The organism is Actinospineispora eucalypti (genome assembly GCF_039543365.1).
Lineage (GTDB): Bacteria > Actinomycetota > Actinomycetes > Mycobacteriales > Pseudonocardiaceae > Pseudonocardia > Pseudonocardia eucalypti.
In genome coordinates, this window is sequence record NZ_BAABJP010000024.1 from 47,573 (window position 1) to 64,158 (window position 16,586).

At 72.1% G+C, this 16,586-nt stretch carries 18 protein-coding genes; 11 read left to right on the plus strand and 7 right to left on the minus strand.

Annotated elements, in window-relative coordinates; all coding sequences use genetic code 11:
• Window positions 1-2: 2 nt before the first annotated feature.
• The 3 genes from ABEB12_RS22630 to ABEB12_RS22640 are packed head-to-tail and all read left to right on the plus strand — an operon-like array spanning window position 3 to window position 4,857.
• The gene (locus tag ABEB12_RS22630) at window positions 3-1,334 is read left to right on the plus strand and encodes a glycosyltransferase (RefSeq protein ID WP_185060070.1); all 1,332 of its coding nucleotides are present in this window, start codon (window positions 3-5) and stop codon (window positions 1,332-1,334) included.
• Entirely contained in the window at window positions 1,331-3,547 is a 2,217-nt protein-coding gene (locus tag ABEB12_RS22635) for a right-handed parallel beta-helix repeat-containing protein (RefSeq protein ID WP_185060071.1), read from the plus strand. The genes ABEB12_RS22630 and ABEB12_RS22635 overlap by 4 nt, the downstream gene beginning before the upstream one ends.
• Window positions 3,544-4,857, plus strand: coding sequence for a right-handed parallel beta-helix repeat-containing protein (locus tag ABEB12_RS22640; protein WP_185060072.1), 1,314 nt, complete (start codon window positions 3,544-3,546; stop codon window positions 4,855-4,857). Before ABEB12_RS22635 ends, ABEB12_RS22640 begins: the two co-directional genes overlap by 4 nt.
• Window positions 4,858-4,870: 13 nt before the next feature.
• Here the strand turns inward: ABEB12_RS22640 and ABEB12_RS22645 are convergent, their stop codons facing one another.
• Window positions 4,871-5,104 (minus strand): hypothetical protein, encoded by a 234-nt coding sequence (locus tag ABEB12_RS22645; protein ID WP_185060073.1) that lies wholly within the window; start codon window positions 5,102-5,104, stop codon window positions 4,871-4,873.
• A gap of 52 nt (window positions 5,105-5,156) precedes the next feature.
• Window positions 5,157-5,642, minus strand: coding sequence for a mycothiol transferase (locus ABEB12_RS22650; RefSeq protein ID WP_185060074.1), 486 nt, complete (start codon window positions 5,640-5,642; stop codon window positions 5,157-5,159).
• A 295-nt stretch (window positions 5,643-5,937) separates the two neighbouring features.
• Between ABEB12_RS22650 and ABEB12_RS22655 the strand changes: the two genes are divergently transcribed.
• Both ABEB12_RS22655 and ABEB12_RS22660 read left to right on the plus strand, forming a co-directional pair.
• Window positions 5,938-6,660, plus strand: a complete 723-nt coding sequence (locus tag ABEB12_RS22655; protein WP_185060075.1) for an FCD domain-containing protein — start codon at window positions 5,938-5,940, stop codon at window positions 6,658-6,660.
• Between the two features lie 31 nt (window positions 6,661-6,691).
• The gene (locus ABEB12_RS22660) at window positions 6,692-6,880 is read left to right on the plus strand and encodes a DUF1707 domain-containing protein (protein ID WP_185060076.1); all 189 of its coding nucleotides are present in this window, start codon (window positions 6,692-6,694) and stop codon (window positions 6,878-6,880) included.
• Here ABEB12_RS22660 and ABEB12_RS22665 read toward each other — a convergent pair.
• On the minus strand, window positions 6,840-7,652 hold the full coding sequence (locus ABEB12_RS22665) for an SPFH domain-containing protein (protein ID WP_185060077.1): 813 nt from the start codon (window positions 7,650-7,652) through the stop codon (window positions 6,840-6,842). The genes ABEB12_RS22660 and ABEB12_RS22665 overlap by 41 nt on opposite strands.
• A 99-nt stretch (window positions 7,653-7,751) precedes the next feature.
• Here ABEB12_RS22665 and ABEB12_RS22670 point away from each other — a divergent pair, with 99 nt between their 5' ends.
• Entirely contained in the window at window positions 7,752-9,320 is a 1,569-nt protein-coding gene (locus ABEB12_RS22670) for an AMP-binding protein (RefSeq protein WP_185060078.1), read from the plus strand.
• Between the two features lie 4 nt (window positions 9,321-9,324).
• Here the strand turns inward: ABEB12_RS22670 and ABEB12_RS22675 are convergent, their stop codons facing one another.
• On the minus strand, window positions 9,325-10,080 hold the full coding sequence (locus ABEB12_RS22675; protein ID WP_185060079.1) for a DeoR family transcriptional regulator: 756 nt from the start codon (window positions 10,078-10,080) through the stop codon (window positions 9,325-9,327).
• A 49-nt stretch (window positions 10,081-10,129) separates the two neighbouring features.
• Here ABEB12_RS22675 and ABEB12_RS22680 point away from each other — a divergent pair, with 49 nt between their 5' ends.
• Complete coding sequence (locus tag ABEB12_RS22680) at window positions 10,130-10,501, plus strand: DUF4406 domain-containing protein (RefSeq protein WP_345703053.1); 372 nt, start codon at window positions 10,130-10,132, stop codon at window positions 10,499-10,501.
• Window positions 10,502-10,519: 18 nt separating this feature from the next.
• Here the strand turns inward: ABEB12_RS22680 and ABEB12_RS22685 are convergent, their stop codons facing one another.
• Together ABEB12_RS22685 and ABEB12_RS22690 are read right to left on the minus strand one after the other, a co-directional pair.
• Entirely contained in the window at window positions 10,520-11,212 is a 693-nt protein-coding gene (locus tag ABEB12_RS22685) for a phenylalanine--tRNA ligase beta subunit-related protein (RefSeq protein WP_185060080.1), read from the minus strand.
• A gap of 427 nt (window positions 11,213-11,639) precedes the next feature.
• Window positions 11,640-11,849, minus strand: coding sequence for a winged helix-turn-helix transcriptional regulator (locus ABEB12_RS22690; RefSeq protein WP_221497616.1), 210 nt, complete (start codon window positions 11,847-11,849; stop codon window positions 11,640-11,642).
• A 119-nt stretch (window positions 11,850-11,968) separates the two neighbouring features.
• Here ABEB12_RS22690 and ABEB12_RS22695 point away from each other — a divergent pair, with 119 nt between their 5' ends.
• Complete coding sequence (locus tag ABEB12_RS22695; protein WP_185060081.1) at window positions 11,969-12,265, plus strand: hypothetical protein; 297 nt, start codon at window positions 11,969-11,971, stop codon at window positions 12,263-12,265.
• Here ABEB12_RS22695 and ABEB12_RS22700 read toward each other — a convergent pair whose 3' ends face one another.
• Complete coding sequence (locus tag ABEB12_RS22700) at window positions 12,266-12,982, minus strand: FadR/GntR family transcriptional regulator (RefSeq protein WP_345703054.1); 717 nt, start codon at window positions 12,980-12,982, stop codon at window positions 12,266-12,268.
• 123 nt (window positions 12,983-13,105) lie between these two features.
• On the opposite strand from ABEB12_RS22700, the gene ABEB12_RS22705 reads away from it, so the two are divergent.
• Genes ABEB12_RS22705 through ABEB12_RS22715 form a run of 3 tightly spaced genes read left to right on the plus strand, consistent with a single transcriptional unit; the run spans window position 13,106 to window position 16,580 of the window.
• The gene (locus ABEB12_RS22705; RefSeq protein WP_221497617.1) at window positions 13,106-13,645 is read left to right on the plus strand and encodes a gluconokinase, GntK/IdnK-type; all 540 of its coding nucleotides are present in this window, start codon (window positions 13,106-13,108) and stop codon (window positions 13,643-13,645) included.
• A gap of 5 nt (window positions 13,646-13,650) precedes the next feature.
• Entirely contained in the window at window positions 13,651-15,057 is a 1,407-nt protein-coding gene (locus ABEB12_RS22710; protein WP_345703055.1) for a GntT/GntP/DsdX family permease, read from the plus strand.
• 56 nt (window positions 15,058-15,113) lie between these two features.
• Window positions 15,114-16,580, plus strand: coding sequence for an AMP-binding protein (locus tag ABEB12_RS22715; RefSeq protein ID WP_185060082.1), 1,467 nt, complete (start codon window positions 15,114-15,116; stop codon window positions 16,578-16,580).
• Window positions 16,581-16,586 lie beyond the last annotated feature (6 nt).

Sequence of the window (16,586 nt, forward strand, 5' to 3'; positions counted from 1 at the left end):
TCATGTCCCTGCCGCTCTACTACTACGTACTGGGTACGCCGCTGGGCGTGCTCGGCCTGGTCAGGTGGGGGTGCTGGCTGGTGCGGCGCATCCCCGCCGTGCTCTACCGCCCGTTCACCGAGCCGTACCGGCTGCCGATGAGCATCGTCGTGCCGGTCTACCAGGAGGACCCGGTGGTGTTCGCCGCCGCGGTCGAGTCCTGGCTGGCCAACGACGTCGCCGAGGTCATCCTGGTGATCGACGAGTCGGACGCGGCCTGCCGCGAGGTGGCCGCCCGCTACCCGGTGCGGGTCCTGGTCACCGACGTCCCGGGCAAGCGGGACGCGCTGCGCCGGGGGTGGAACGCCGCGCGCACCGAGCTGGTCGCGCTGGTCGACTCGGACACCGTGTGGGCGCCGGACGTGGCAGCGGAGGTCTTCAAGCCGTTCGCCGACCCGCGCATCGGCGGGGTGGGCACCCGGCAGAACGTGTACGGCTCGAAGGGCTTCCTGGCCCGTATCACCGACATGTTCCTGGACCACCGCTACTTCGACGAGAACGCCAGCCAGAGCCTGCTGGGGAAGGCGATGTCCTGCCTCTCCGGCCGCACCGCGGTCTACCGGCGGCGGCTGCTCCTGGAGGTCGAGCACGAGTTCATGAACGAGACGTTCTGGGGCGTGCCCTGCCTCTCCGGCGACGACAAGCGGCTCACCACGCTGATCCTGGAGCGCGGCCACCTCACCTACCTGCAACGCACCGCGCAGGTCTGGTCGACGTTCCCGGACACCTGGCGGGTGTTCGGGAAGCAGCGGCTGCGCTGGGCCCGCAACACCTGGCGCTCCGATCTGCGCGCGCTGTCCCGGCGGTGGGTGTGGCGGCACCCGTTCCTGGCCTACACCATGGTCGACAAGGGCATCAGCAGCTTCACCCTGCTGTTCGGGCCGGCGTTCATGATCTATTCGCTGGTGGTGCAGAACTGGGTGTTCTGCGCGGTGCTCGCCGCCTGGTGGCAGATCAGCCGGTCGGCCAAGATGCTGCCGCACCTGCGCCGGCGGCCGTCCTCGTTCTTCTTCATCCCCGGTTACGTGGTGGTGTCCTGGATCATGGCGTTGATCAAGCTCCAGGCGCTGCTCACCGTGCGCCGGCAGCGCTGGCTGACCCGGCAGGTGGCGGTGCGCGACGGCGAGGTCGTGCGGACCACCACGGAGCCGGACCCCGGGCCGGCCGCCTTTGCGGACGCCGAGGCGACCGTTTCGGACGCGGAGGCGACCGTCGAGCTGCCGGCGATCCCGCCGATCCCCCGGCAGCGGCGCGGACCGGCCCCGATGTGGCACGAGCGGGAGGGAGCGGCGTGAGCCGGCTGGTCATTGTCCTCGTGGCGGTCACCGGCCTGGCCGTGACCGCGGGCCTGCTCGCCGGACCGGCGCTGGCCGCCGACCCGGCCGGGCCGCTGCCGGCGGCCGGCCGGAACGGGCCGGCGCTGGCGGCCGACCGGGTGGTACTGGCGGCCGGGCGGGCCGGGCCGGCTCAGGTGTTCCCGGCCCAGGACCCGGCCCCGGAGCCGGACCCGCCCTCGGAGCCCGAGCCCACCGGCAACCCGGAGCCGACCTCGGAACCCGAGCCCACCCGCGACCCCCGGCCGGACCCCGAGCCGCCGAGGGCCACCCAGCGGCCCGCACCCGATCCGGCCGCCGAGGCGGCCGAGGCGGCGCGGGAGGAGGCGGCCCGGCTGGCCCGCGAGCGGGCGGAGGCCGAGGCGAAGGCGGCGAAGGCGGCCGCGAAGGCGGCGGCTCAGGCGGCCAAGGCGGCCGCCGAGCTGGCGGCGGCGCAGCGGCGGGCCGCCGAGGCCTGGGACAGCCACGGCCGGCCCCGGCGGATGCTGCTGGTCCGCGAGCTGACCGTCGACGTGGTGAGCGGCGGCCGGCTGGCCGCGCGGGTGCCCCGGGGCGGGGGAGTGATGACCCTCGGCGCCCTCAACCGGCTGGCCCCTTCCGGCTGGGTGGCGCTGGCCGGCGACTCCGCCCGGCTGTCCTCGGCGGTGGTGCTCGGCCCGGGCACCGCACTGGACCTCGCCGGGGTGCGCACGCTGCGCCTGGACGGCGGGGCGACCCTGCCGGAGGCGGCGTCGATCTACACCGGCGGCGGCCGGCTGTCCGCCCGCTCGGTCACCGTGACCTCTGCCGTGCCCGGCACGGAGAACCCCATGCCGCCGGCCGCCGGGCGCCCGTTCATCGTGGTCACCAACGGCGGCCGGCTGGACGCCACCGACGCCACGTTCAGCGACCTCGGAACCCTGCCCGCCGACGTGGAGCCGCGCACCGGCGTGCAGCTCAACCAGGGCGCCTCCGGTTCGCTGGTGCGCACCACACTGGCCCGCAACACGGTCGGGCTGCGGCTCTCCGGATCCCGGTCGGTGCGCCTGGACGGGCTGGCCCTGGCCGAGTCGGCCGGTGACGGGCTGGTGCTGCTCGGTGACCTCGCTACCACGCTGCGGGGGGTGCGCGCGGAGCGCAACGGCGGCAACGGCGTGCTGGTCCGGGGCGCGGAGGCGGACCGGGCGATCAGCGAGATCAGCACCGCCGGCAACAAGGCCTACGGGTTGGCGGTGGTCGGCCTGGTCCGCGCGCGGATCAGCGGCATCGCCACCGAGGGCGACGGAGCCGGCGGGTTGCGCCTGGCCAACGTCACCCAGCCCGTGGTCACCGACTTCACCGCCACCGACCAGCCGGTCGGTATCTTCACCCACGTCGGCAGCAACGGCCTGGTGGTCGACCGGGCCCGGATCGCCGGCGGCCGGCGCGGCATGCTGATCGAGAAGTCGACCACCGGCCTGCAGGTGCGGGACACCTGGATCGACCGGACGGCCGGCGTGGGCATGTCCGTGGGCGGGCGGGACGTCTCGCTGACCAAGGTGTCGGTCACCGGCGCCCGCACCGCGATCAAGTTGGAGCGCGGCGCCGCCGGGTTCACCGCCGCCGGGCTGTCCCTCTCCGGCGGCCGGGACGGGCTGGTGGCGAGCCCGGGAAGCACCCGGGTGGTGCTGCGCGACCTGGTCGCGGACAACGTCGGCAACGACGCCGTGCGCACCTTCAGCCCGGACACCCAGATCCTCGGCGGTCGGATCACCGGCGGCGACACCGGGATCGTCGCGGCGGCCGCGGTCAGCGTCACCGACACCGCCGTGACCAGGGTGCACACCGGCCTCCGGTCGCGCGGCGCCGCACCGGTGACCGCCGAGCGGCTGGGCGTGGCGGCGCTGGCCGTCGGGGTGGACGCCGCGCCGGGCAGCCCGGTGCACCTGCGCGACTCGAAGGTGCACGCCCTGGAGGCGCTGCGGGGTGAGGTGCTGCCGGTGGGCTTCAACGACCTCAGCCTGCCGCCGCTGAACGTGCTCGGCGCGATCGGCGTGCCGCTGATCGCCCTCGCGCTGCTGCTGGAACTGGTGCACGTCGCGCGCCAGCGGCGGGTGCGCGCCGGCGGGACCGGCCGCGGGCGGACGCCCCCGATGCCGCCGCGGCCGCCGGTGCCGCCGCGGCCGTCGGTGCCCGTCCCGGCGGGTGCCGGATGACCGGCCGGATACTGCGCGCGGCGGCGGTCGCCCTGCTGCTGCTCGTGCCGCTCAACGCCTGCACGCCGGACCGGCCGCCGTTCAGTCCCCGGGAGGTGGCCGCGCCGGGCAAGATCGACCCCGTCCGGCCGTGCATCCGGCAGCCGGAGCCGGCCGAGCTGCCGGAGTCGACGCGGGCGCGGGCGACATTCGCGGGCGGCCGGATCCGGCTCACCGACGGGCGGAACGTCACGCTGACCGCGCTGAGCCGGGCGGTCGGCAACCCGGCGGCGCTGCGCCAGGTGGCCCCGGGCGAGTGGCTGCTCGGTGCCGGGCTGGACATCATGCCGGGCGCGTCGGTGTACCTGGCCGCGCCGGAGGTGCGCTGGCTGAAGCTGCGCAGCGGCCCCGGGGCGTTCGTGGCGGTGAAGGCACTGGGCGGTGCCCTGCGGCTGAACGGCACCTGCGTCACCGGCTGGGACCCCGCCGCGCAGCGGGCCGACACCGAGGAGGCCGACGGGCGCGCCTTCCTGCTGGCCCGCGACGGCGGCCGGATGGAGGTGGACGGCTCGGAGCTGCGCTTTCTCGGTTACGGGGAGAACGAGTCGTACGGGCTGTCCTGGCGCACCGAGGGCAGCGGCGGGCACGTCCGGCACAGCGTGGTGTCGAACCTGCACTTCGGCTTCTACAGCTACGGGGTGACCGGCCTGACCGTGCAGGACAGCGAGTTCCACGACAACACCCTGTACGGCATCGACCCGCACACCGGCTCACGCAAGCTGTTGATCGAGCGCAACGTGGTGCACGACAACGGCAAGCACGGGATCATCCTCGCCGAGGACTGCACCGACAGCGTCATCCGGGGCAACGTCCTGTACCGCAACCACCACCACGGGATCGTGCTCTACCAGGGCTCGAACCGGAACACGGTGGAGGACAACGAGTCGTTCCGCAACACGGCGCAGGGGATCAACATCAACGAGTCGGCCGAGAACACCGTGCGGGGCAACCGGGTGTACCAGAACGGCGAGTCCGGGATCGGCGTCGGCGCCACGTCGGCCACCAACCTGGTCGAGCGCAACGAGGTGCGGGCCAACGAGCAGGACGGCATCCGGCTGGTCAGCGACGCCACCCAGACCCAGGTGCGGGCCAACATCATCGGCGACAACGCGCGCTACGGCGTGTACGTGGACGGCGGCGGACCGTTCGAGATCACCGGCAACACCATCTTCGGCAGCCAGGTCGGGATGATGCTCAAGAACACCGACCAACAACCAGCCGGCGACAACACCATGCGGGACAACCGGGAGGGCGACCTGCTGGTCCGCTGACCCGCGAGCGTCGTCAGGCGGCGTCGGCCATTTGGAGGTACAGGCGCCGCTCGAGGAGCCGGTCGATGTCCGCGCGGGCCTTGGCCTTGCGCTCGTCGGTGGTGTTCGAGTCGGGCCCGAGGAACCGGTGGCGGAGGTCCACGAGGTGCGCATCGAGGGTGGCGACGTCGGGGCACTCGAAGTAGTAGCCGTCGACGACGCTCGCGACCATCTCTGCGTTGTCGGGGGCGACGGTCTGGTAGTGCATGAAGTACAGAATGCATCAGCCGATGAGTGAGAGTCCGCGCTGGTGAGGGGTATCACGGTGTCGAGATGAGCTGTTCGCGCAGGATGTCGCCGTGCCCCGCGTGCCGGGCGAACTCTTCGATCATGGCCAGCAAGGTGAAGCGCATGCTGATCGTTCCCTCCCGGGGGATGTCCTTGGTGTCGTCGAGATCGAAGCGGGCGGCGATCGCCCGCGACCGCTGGCTGGCGCGCTCGAACTCGACGATCACGTCGGCCAAGGACTCGTCGTCCGCGACGGCGAAGGTGCCCTCGTCCCGGGCCGAGTAGCCGTCGCACTCGGATTCGTCGAGTCCCGCCCAGAACCGTTGGAACCAGATCCGTTCCGCGGCGGCGGCATGCTTGATCAACGAGATTGGTGTGGTCAGTGACGCAACGAGTCGCCGGCGGGCGTCGGCTTCGGAGAGGCCGCGCGCGGTCTCGATCAGGGCTTCGCGATTGCGGTCGAGCATGTCCTCGATGAGCGCTCGCTCGGCGCCGTTGGTGATCCGGTCGGTGCTCATGGGCTTTTCACTCCATTCTCGTGCGTGGTTTGCCTGGTTGGCGATTTGACCGCGGACGATGCGTCCAGAACTGGGAACGACCTGGTAATGGCGGGGCTTCCGATGGGCTCGCCGCTTTGAGGCGCGGATCGCATGCCGATGCGGGCAGATTGGCACCGCATCCGAAGTCAGCCGCCGGACAGATCTGGCGACGATGTCGCGTCGATTATTCCACGGTGGCGTCGAGCGCGCGCCTTCGAGGGACACATCCGGGTAAATATCGACAGAAGCGCGGAATTATGGCTAGCCTACGCGGATGCCGGCCCAGCGAACAGCCACGGAACGGAGCGGGAGCACCCGCACCGAGGAGGTCTTCGACCAGCTGCGGGCCGAGCTCCTGGACCTCAACGGCGGGTACCAGCCCGGCGACCGGGTGAAGCTGGCCGAGCTGACCGAGCGGTTCGGGGTCAGCATCTCGGTGGTCCGGGAGGCGCTGACCCGCCTCGCCGAGCAGGGCCTGCTGGTCGCGTCGCCGCAGCGCGGGTTCCGCGTGCGTGAGCTGTCCGTCGAGGACCTGGCCGACCTCACCCAGGTGCGGGTGCAGATCGAGTCGCTCGCGTTCGGCCAGGCCGTACGGAACGGTGACGTGGCGTGGGAAACCGCCATAGTGGCGACCCACCACACGCTGGAGCGCACGCCCGCCATGCTCCCCGACGGCAAGTTCAACGAGGGCTGGTCGGTCGTGCACCGGGCCTTCCACCAGGCGTTGCTGGCCGGGTGCGGCAGCCCCCGGCTGGAGGAGATCGCCACCGCGCTGCGGGACAGCGCGGAGCTGTACCGGCGGTGGTACTGGGCGCTGGCCGACGACCGCTCCCGGGACATCCCGGCCGAGCACGCCCGGCTGCGCGACCTGGCGGTCTCCCGGGACGCCGACGCCGGCATCGCGCTGCTGACCGAGCACATCGAGTGCGCCCCCCGCGAGCTGATCGCCTACGCCGAGCGGAACGACCTGACCGCCCGGCGGCCCGCCGTAGACTGAGACGACCAGCCGAACCTTGGTCAGGTGCCAGATGGACGGGGTTGACCCGAGGGCCTCCGACGCCGACCGGCAGAGCACGGTCGACCGACTGCGTCGGGCATTCAGCGATGGCTGCCTGACCGCCGACGAGTTCGACCAGCGGGTGGCCTCGGCCTACCAGGCGAAGACGTATCGGCAGCTCACCGCGCTGATTCGGGATCTTCCCGGAGGTCTGTGGTAACCACTGCCGGGGCGGTGCCGGTGGCGTGCTCGAAGAAGCGCAGCATCTCCACCGGGAAGGGCATGACCAGGGTGCTGTTCTTCTCGGTGGCCACGTCGGCGACCGTCTGCAGCAGCCGCAGCTGCAGGGCGCCGGGGGTGGCGGACATCGCCTGCGCGGCGGCGGCCAGCTTGGTGGATGCGCGCAGCTCGGCGTCGGCGGCGATCACCCTGGCCCGCCGCTCTCGCTCGGCCTCGGCCTGCCGGGACATGGAGCGGCGCATCCCCTCCGGCAGGGAGATGTCCTTCACCTCCACCCGGTCGATGCGGATGCCCCAGTCGTCGGTGGGGGTGTCCAGCACGCCCTTGAGCTCGCCGTTGATCTGTTCCCGGTCCGACAGCAGGGTGTCCAGGTCCGCCCGGCCGATCACCGAGCGCAGCGAGGTGCGGGCCACCTGCGAGGTGGCCTGCAGGTAGTTCTCCACGTTGATCACGGCCTTGACCGCGTCGTCCACCCGGAAGTAGACGACCGCGTCCACCCCGATGCTGACGTTGTCCCGGGTGATCGCGCTCTGCGCCGGGATGTCCAGCACCACGGTCCGGCGGGACACCTTGATCATCTTGTCCGCGAAGGGAACGATCATCCGCAGCCCCGGATCGCGGACCTGGGGCATCAGCCGGCCGAATCTCAGCACCACCCCGCGCTGGTACTGCTGTACCTGCCGCAACGAGGCGCCGGCGAGTACCACACCGGCCAGGGCGATGATCGCGATCGCGGTGAGCAGGATGGCCACGGCGGGTGCCCTCCTCGGTCATCGAGGTGTCTTGCTGGGCTGACCTCGAGTGTAGCCCCGCCGAGGGGTGGGGTAATGCTGTTCTCGGGAGGAACTGAGATGCACGCTTTGTCGTTCGAGCCGTTGGCCCCGGTTTCCTACCTGGACCGGGCGGCGGCCGCGCACGGTGACCGCACCGCGGTGGTGGACGGCGGGCGGCGCTTCAGCTACGCGGAGCTGCACGACCGCTGCGGCCGGCTGGCCGGTGTACTGGCGCCGCTGGCCGGCGGGCGGCCGGTGGCGGTGCTGGCGCCGAACACCCACGTGCTGCTGGAGGCCAACTTCGGGGTGCCGTGGGCGGGGGTGCCGCTGGTCGCGGTGAACACCCGGTTGTCGGCCGGCGAGGTTCGCTACATCCTCGAGCACTCGCGGGCCGCGGTGCTGGTGCACGACCCGGTGTTCGACGAGCTGGTCGACGCGGTGGTGGACGGCATGGCGCGGCCGCCGCGCCGGGTCCGGGCCGGCGACGAGTACGAGCGACTGCTGGCCGGCGCCTCACCGCTGCGGGTCACGCCGGAGGACGAGCGCGCGCTGTTGTCGATCAACTACACGTCCGGCACCACCGGCCGGCCCAAGGGCGTGATGTACCACCACCGGGGCGCCTATCTGCAGGCGCTGGCCATGGTCGGGCACACCGGGCTGACGCCCAGTTCGGTGCACCTGTGGACGCTGCCGATGTTCCACTGCAACGGCTGGTGCTTCCCCTGGGCGGTCACCGCCGCCGCGGCCACCCATGTCTGCCTGCCCAGGGTGGAGCCGGGCGAGGTCTGGCGGCTGATCCGCGAGGAGGGCGTCACGCACCTCAACGGCGCGCCCACGGTGCTGTCCATGCTGGCCTACGCATCCGAGGCCCGCCCGGTGTCGCCACCGGTGCGGGTGGCCACCGGCGGTGCTCCGCCGTCGCCGGCCATCCTGCGCCGGATGGGGGAGCTGGGTTTCGACGTGACCCACCTCTACGGGCTCACCGAGACCTTCGGCCCGGCGATGATCTGCGACTGGCGCCCGGAGTGGGACGGCCTGGACGCCGGTGCGCAGGCCAGGCTCAAGGCCCGGCAGGGCGTGGGCAACATGATCTCCTGCCGGGCCAGGGTGATCGACGAACGCGGCGCCGACGTGCCGGCCGACGGGGCTTCGGTCGGCGAGATCGCGCTGCGCGGCAACAACGTGATGCTCGGTTACCTGGACGAGAACGGCGGCATCGACGCCGAGGCGACCGCCCAGGCGGCGCCCGACGGCTGGTTCCGCACCGGTGACCTGGGCGTGGTGCACCCGGACGGCTACGTGGAGCTGCGGGACCGGAGCAAGGACGTGATCATCTCCGGCGGGGAGAACATCGCCAGCGTGGAGGTGGAACAGGCGATCATGGATCACCCCGCCGTGCTGGAGGTGGCCGTGGTCGCCGCGCCCGACGAGAAGTGGGGCGAGACCCCGGCGGCCTTCGTCACCCTCCAGGAAGGCGCCGAGGTGGACGCGGCGGAGATCATCGAGCACGTGCGCGGCCGGCTGGCGCGGTTCAAGGCGCCGAGGACGGTCACCTTCGGCGAGCTGCCGAAGACGTCCACCGGGAAGGTCCAGAAGTACGTGCTCCGGGACCGGCTCTGGGCCGGCACGCAACGCCGGATTCAGTAGCCGCTCAGGCGGTGACCATCGAGATGCCCAGGTCGCGCAGCCTCTGCACGGTGGGGTCATCGTCCCGCGCGTCGGTGATCACGCCGGCGACCTCGGACCAGGGGAGGACCGTGAACCGGGACGCGGTGCCGATCTTCTCCGAGCTGGCCAGCACGTAGGTGTCGGCGGCCCGCCGCGCCAGCGCCCGTTTCATGGCGGCTTCCTCGGCGTCCCCGGTGGTGAGCCCGGCGTCCGGGTGCACGCCAGTGACGCCGAGCAGGAACAGGTCGGCGTGCACGGTTTCGGCCGCTTCCACGGCGGCGGCCCCGCAGGCCACCACCGAGTGTTTGAACAGCCGTCCACCGATCATGAACACCTCGACGTCGCGGTGTCCCACCAGGGCGGCGGCCACGGTCGGGCTGTGCGTGACCACGGTTGCCCGCAGGTCCGCCGGCAGCGCGTGCACCACGGCGAGCGCGGTGGTGCCGCCGTCCAGGATGGCCGTGCCGCCGGGCCGGATGAGCTCGGCCGCCGCCCGCGCCACGCGCTGCTTTCCAGGGACCGAGATCTCCCGCCGGGCCGCGTAGTCGTTGACGGCGGGGGAAACCGGCAGTGCGCCGCCGTACACGCGCTGGCAGTGGCCCGAGGCGGCCAGGTCGCGCAGGTCCCGGCGGAGGGTGTCCTCCGATACGTCGAGCTCAGCGGCCAGATCCTTGGCGACCACCCGTCCTTCCGTCCGCAGGCGGGTCAGGATCACGTCTCGACGCTGGGCCGCGAGCATGCACGTTTCTCCTTGTTTATGCGTGTTTCTCTACGTTATCGTGCCGAGTGTGGATGAACCAATGATGATCCTGATTGCCGGGCCGTATCGATCCGGTACCGGCGACCGTCCCGAGCTGCTCGCCCGGAACCTGTCCCGGCTGGAGGAAGCGGCCTGGCCGATCTTCGAGGCCGGGCACCTGCCGATGATCGGCGAATGGGTCGCGCTCCCGGTGCTGCGCGGCGCCGGCGGCACCGGGGTGGCGGACCCCATCGCCGAACAGATCATGTATCCCACCGCGAACCGGCTGCTCCGCCGCCACTGCCAGGCCGTACTGCGCCTGCCGGGCGAGTCGACCGGTGCGGACCAGGACGTGGCGCTGGCCCGCGAACGCGGCCTGCCGGTCTACCACCGGCTCGAGGACATTCCACGAAGCCGCTGAGGCAGCGCTCCTACCAGGTCAGAAGTCGAACCGGGGCGCGGTTCGGCTGAGCACGGTGGTGGGCGGGTCGATCGACCAGATCTTGGTGAGGCTGTCCGCCAGTTCGGAGGTGAGGTCGGCGAGGTCGTCGGCCGCCGAGGGGTGCAGGCCTTCGGCGACGATGAGCGCCCGGCCGGTGCCGGCCCGGATGGCGGACCGGCCGCTCTGCCGGTTCGACCAGCGGCGCGCGTGGGCGTACCCGGCGCCGTCCGCGAAGATCACCTCGCCCGCCCCGGGGCGCTCGGCGGTTTCGCCGAACGTCACGTAGGTCTCGTCGCCGACGGCGTACCGGACCTCCAGGTGATCGGTGACCGCCGCCAGGTCGAAGGCGGCCACCGGGACCGCGTAGGCCAGCGACACCGCGTTGCACAGGTCCACCAGCGGGTGGATCCGGGGCAGCGACCCTTCCTTGGCGAAGCGCCGCAGCAGCGACTCCGACGCGCACCGGTACTGCGTGGGCTTGAGCCCCATCCGCGTGAACACCCGGCGCCAGGCCTGGATCTCCGGCAGTTGCCCCGCCGGAGTCGTGGCCAGTCGCGCCGAGGCGCGCTGCTCGAACCGTTCGATGATCTCTTCGGGGCGCGGGTCGCCGGTGATGCGCTCGGCCAGCAGGGCCACCGGCACCAACTGGGGGAAGTCGCGCCAGACCTCGTCGGCGTGCTGGAAGTACACGCCGGCCAAGGTAGACCATCTGGCAGGGTGAAGCCCGTGCCTGACCTCACCGCGCGGCAGGCGGAGTCGATCGCCGAGCCGGAGGAGCACGACGGTTCTGAAGATCGGCTTGGACGGCCGCGGCTGGGTGGTCTGCCGCGGCTCCGGCGCGGCCGTTGCGTCGGTTCGGACTGACGGTTACGGAACGTAGCCATTGCTCGGTCGGGTTTGGCGGGCGTTCGTTCACGGCATCCACCTCAGCGGGGTTTGATCTCCGGGTTGACCCCGCTCAGGTGGATGTCGACGACCTGAACCGGCCCGAAGCCCACCGGATCCCTTCTCGGTCGTCACACTGCGTACCCGAGCCCCGCCCGCACCCCACGCAACGGCCGAGCCGGAGCCGCGGCGGACCGCCCAGCCGCGGCCGTCCAAGCCGATCTCTAAACCGTCACCCGCGCACCTGCCGGACCGGGGCCGACCTTCCCGTTCCGCCAGGCCGGGCCGAGGCGCGCGACCCGGCCGAGGCCTCCAGCTCGCGCAGGCGGCTGGCCAGCATCCGGTCGGTCATCGCCGGGATCGCGTCGCGGATCTCGGCGAACCGGCCGGTTCCCAACAGGAGCTGGCGGAGGATGACCCCCGTCCACCTCCGCCCGATCAACTCGATGGCGTGGTGGTAAGCGGGGCAGAAGCTGGCCCCGCCGCCGGCCCGTACCCGCGGCGGCGTTTGCTCTTTACGCTGGTGAGGAATGTTCGCCGCCGATCCGAGGAACGGTTTCGATGAGCGAGTTGATCCTGCACCGCCCGAAGACCCTCGCCTCGGGCGTCGGCCGCAAGATCCACATACGTCTCGACGACCGCCAGGTCGCCGACCTGGAGCTCGGCGCCACGGCCCGCGTGCCGGCCACGCCCGGCCCCCACCAGCTGAAGGCCCAGTGCATGCCGTTGACCAGTGGCGAGTTCACCTTCATCCTCGCCGCCCGGGAGACGCTGCGCGTGCTGGTCTACGTGACCGCGCTCGACGAGCTGGAGATCCAGCTCGACGAAGATCCCGATCGGTCCGCCCCGCCCCCGTGATCAGGGCGCCGGCGGTTCGGGGACGCCGGCGAGCATCGCGGTGGTTGCTTCGGAGATGATGTCCGCCATGGCGGCCCGGGCGGCCTCGGCGTCCCCCGCCCGCACCGCCTGCGCGACGTCGCCGTGCAGCCGGATGGCCAGCGGCTCGGGGTTGGCCGGCATGAGGTGGTGGTGGGTGCGCCCGACCAGCACCTCGGCCAGGACGTCGGCCAGCGCGGCCAGCATCTCGTTGCCGGAGGCTTCCAACAGCGCCCGGTGGAAGCGGATGTCGGCTTCCAGGTAGGCCTCCAGGTCGCCGGAGCGGCCGTGCACGGCCATGTCCATCACGGCGCCGGTGAGGTCGCCGCACTGCTCGGGAGTGGCCCGGGTGGCGGCGAGCGCGGCGGCCACCGGTTCGATGCCGCTGCGCAGCTCGGACAGCGAACGCAGCTGGGCGGCGCGGTCCCTGCCCCGCAGGCGCCAGCGGATGACCCGGGGGTCGTAGACGTTCCACCGGGCGCGCGGCTCGACGGTGAGCCCGACGCGGCGGCGGCTGCTGAGCATCCCCATCGACTCCAGGACGCGCACCGCCTCGCGCGTCACCGTGCGCGACACCCCGAACTCGCGGGCCAGCTCCTCGGTGCGCAGCACCCGCCCCTCCGGCAGGGCGCCGTCGACGAGCTGTTGCCCGAGGGCGTCCAGTACGTCGCCGTGCAGCGCGCTGACGGGGGTGGTCACGGGTCAATATTGGCATCTCCTGAGAGTTAAGTACGATCTATATCGATACAGACTTGAATAAGTCATATTTATTGCCGCATCCTCGAGGGCACCCCGGTCGGGGTCCACGAGAGGACCGCAACGATGCCCGTCCGTTCTTTTGAAGCCAGCCCACCGCTGCTCGTCGTCATGGGCGTCTCCGGCTCCGGCAAGTCGACGGTCGGCGCGGAGCTCGCCGCCCGCCTGCGGCTGCCCTTCGCCGACGCCGACGACTTCCACCCGGCGGCCAACATCGCCAAGATGTCCGCCGGCGTGCCGCTCGCCGACGCCGACCGGCGCCCGTGGCTGCGCCTCCTCGGCGACTGGTTGGCCGGGCGCGCGGTCACCGGCGCGGTGCTGAGCTGCTCGGCCCTCAAGCGCCGCTACCGGGACCGGCTGCGCGCCGCCGCGCCCTCGGTGACCTTCCTGCACCTGGCCGGTCCGCCCGAGGTGATCGCCCGCCGGGTCGCCGGGCGCCTTGACCACTTCATGCCGTCGTCGCTGGTCCGGTCGCAGTACGCCGCGCTCGAGCCGTTGCGGGCCGACGAGGCCGGCGTGACCCTCGACCTGGGCCTGCCGGTCGAGGAGCTGGTGGGGCAATGCCTCGCCGCGCTGGACGGCCACCCGGTCCGGATGGGGGCGTGATCACCGTGCTCACTTCGGTCCTGGCCCAGGCGGCCGCCGCGCCCGCCCCGGGGGCCCGCGTGATCGTCGCCGCGCTGGTGGGCATAGCGATCATCGTCGTGCTGATCACCCGGCTCAAGATCCACCCGTTCCTCGCGCTCACCCTCGGTTCGCTGGCCGTCGCGCTGATCGCCGGACTGCCCATCGCCACCGCCGTGGAGAGCTTCAGCAGCGGGTTCGGTTCCACGGCCGCCGGGGTCGGCACGCTGATCGCGCTGGGCGCGATGTTCGGCAAGCTGCTCGCCGACTCCGGCGGCGCCGACCAGATCGTGGACACCATCGTCGGGCACGCCGGCCCGCGCACGCTGCCGTGGGCGATGGCCGCCGTCGGCGCGCTCATCGGGCTGCCGATGTTCTTCGAGATCGGCCTGGTGCTGCTCATCCCGGTGATCTTCCTGGTGGCCCGCCGGTCCGGGCTCTCGCTGATCCGCGTCGGGGTGCCGGCGCTGGCCGGGCTGTCGGTCATGCACGGCCTGGTGCCCCCGCACCCCGGCCCGCTGGTGGCGATCACCGCGCTGAACGCCAACCTCGGCATCACGCTGCTGTTCGGCGTGCTGGTCGCCATCCCGACCGTGGTGATCGCCGGGCCGTTGTTCGCCCGCTACGCCGACCGCTGGGTGCCGGCGCCGCCTCCCGAACTGTTCAGCGCCCCCGCGCCGGACGACGAGCCGCCGGCCGGTGGTGGCGGCACCCGGACCGCGACCCGCCGGCCCACCTTCGCGGTCACGCTGACCACGGTGCTGCTGCCGGTCGTGCTGATGATGGGCAAGGCGCTGGCCGACATCTTCCTGGCCAAGGGCAACGGCGTGCGGAGCGTGCTCGACTTCCTGGGTACTCCACTGATCGCCCTGCTCATCGCGGTCGTGGTGGCCATGTACACGTTCGGGGTGGGCCTCGGCGCCGACCTGAGGGAGGTGGCGGGCTCCATCGAGCGGTCGCTGCCGCCGATCGCCGGGATCCTGCTCATCGTGGCCGCCGGCGGCGGTTTCAAGCAGATCCTGGTCGACTCGAAGATCGGCAACCTGCTGGCCAGCTGGGTGGACGGCACCGGCGCCACCGTGCTGGTGCTGGCCTGGCTGGTGGCGGTGGGCATCCGGCTGGCCACCGGCTCGGCCACGGTGGCCACGGTGACGGCCTCCGGCCTGCTGGCCCCGCTGGCGGCGAACCTCGACCCGGCGCACACCTCGCTGCTGGTCCTGGCCATCGGCGCCGGCTCGCTGTTCTTCTCGCACGTCAACGACGCCGGATTCTGGATGGTCAAGGAGTACTTCGGGCTCAGCATCGGCCAGACCATCAAGACCTGGTCGCTGATGGAGACCATCATCTCCGTGGTCGGGCTGGTGTTGGTCATCCCGCTCGCCCTGTTGCTCTGAACCTCGATCAGCACGTCTCCTGCGCGCGGGGGGCCGGAACCAGTAACGTCTGGCGAATGATGGGCTACCTGGTGTGGAACCGGCCGGAGTTCGCCGACCGGGTCTGCCTGCGCGACGAGGCCGTCGAGCTGACCTACGGGGAGTTGGCCAGCCGGGTGGACGCGGCCGCCGAGCACTTCGCCACGCTCGGCGTGCGGCGTGGCGACGTGCTGGCCATCGTGCTGCCGAACCGGGTGGAGTTGCTCATCGGCCTGTTCGCCGCGTGGCGCCTGGGCGCCACGGCCAGCCCGGTGAACCCGGTGTTCACCCCGCGCGAGGCCGGCTACCAGATCCGCGACTCCGGTGCGGTGCTGCTGCTCACCGAGCAGCCCGACGCCGACTACGACGTGCCGCTGGTGCTGGCCGACGACCTGCCCACCGAGCCTCGGGGCACGCTTCCCCCGCCGGAGGTGTCGCCGGAGGACCTGGCGCTGCTCATCTACACCAGCGGTTCCACCGGGCGGCCCAAGGGCGTCATGCTGGACCACGCCAACCTGGTCGCCATGGTCGGCACCATCGCCGAGGCGCTGGACCTCGGGCCGGACGACCACGGGCTGCTGGTGCTGCCGTTGTTCCACGTCAACGCCATCTGCGTGAGCGGGTTGGCGCCGATGCTGGTCGGCGCCCAGGTGACCATCCTGACCAGGTTCGCCCCGGCGACCTTCCTCGACGCCATCGAGCGCTACCGGCCGACCTACTTCTCCGGCGTGCCGGCCATCTACGCGCGGCTGGCCGGGCTGCCGGAGGACGTCCGCCCGGACGCCTCCTCGGTGCGTTTCGCGGTGTGCGGTGCCGCGCCGGTCGCCAAGGAACTGCTGGAGCGCATGGAGGCGCGGTTCGGCTTCCCGGTGGTGGAGGGCTACGGCCTGACCGAGGCCACCTGCGCGTCCACCTTCAACCCGCTGTACGGCGTGCGCAAGCCCGGCACGGTGGGGCCGGCGCTGCCCGGCCAGCGGGTGGCGGTGATGGCGCCGGACCGCACCCCGCGCGGGGTCGGGCAGGTCGGCGAGGTGGTCGTGCGGGGCGCCAACGTCATGCGCGGCTACCTGAACCTGCCGGCGGCGACCGAGCAGACGCTGGTGGACGGCTGGCTGCACACCGGGGACGTCGGCTACCTGGACGAGGACGGCTACCTCACCCTGGTGGACCGGATCCACGACATGATCATCCGAGGTGGGGAGAACATCTACCCCAAGGAGATCGAGTCGGTGCTCGGCAGCCACCCGTCGGTGATGGAATCCGCCGTGATCGGCGCGGCCGACGAGGTGTACGGCGAGGTCCCGGTGGCCTACGTGGTCCTCTTCCCGAGTGCCCTGATCACCGCCGATGAGCTGACCGAGTACTGCCGGGGCGCGCTCACCAAGATCAAGCTGCCGGTGGCGGTGCACCTGGTGGACGAGCTGCCCAAGAACTACGTCGGCAAGATCGACAAGCCGGCCCTGCGGCACGCGCTGCGCGCCCCGAGCGTGGGGCGGGCGCTCTAGGGCGCT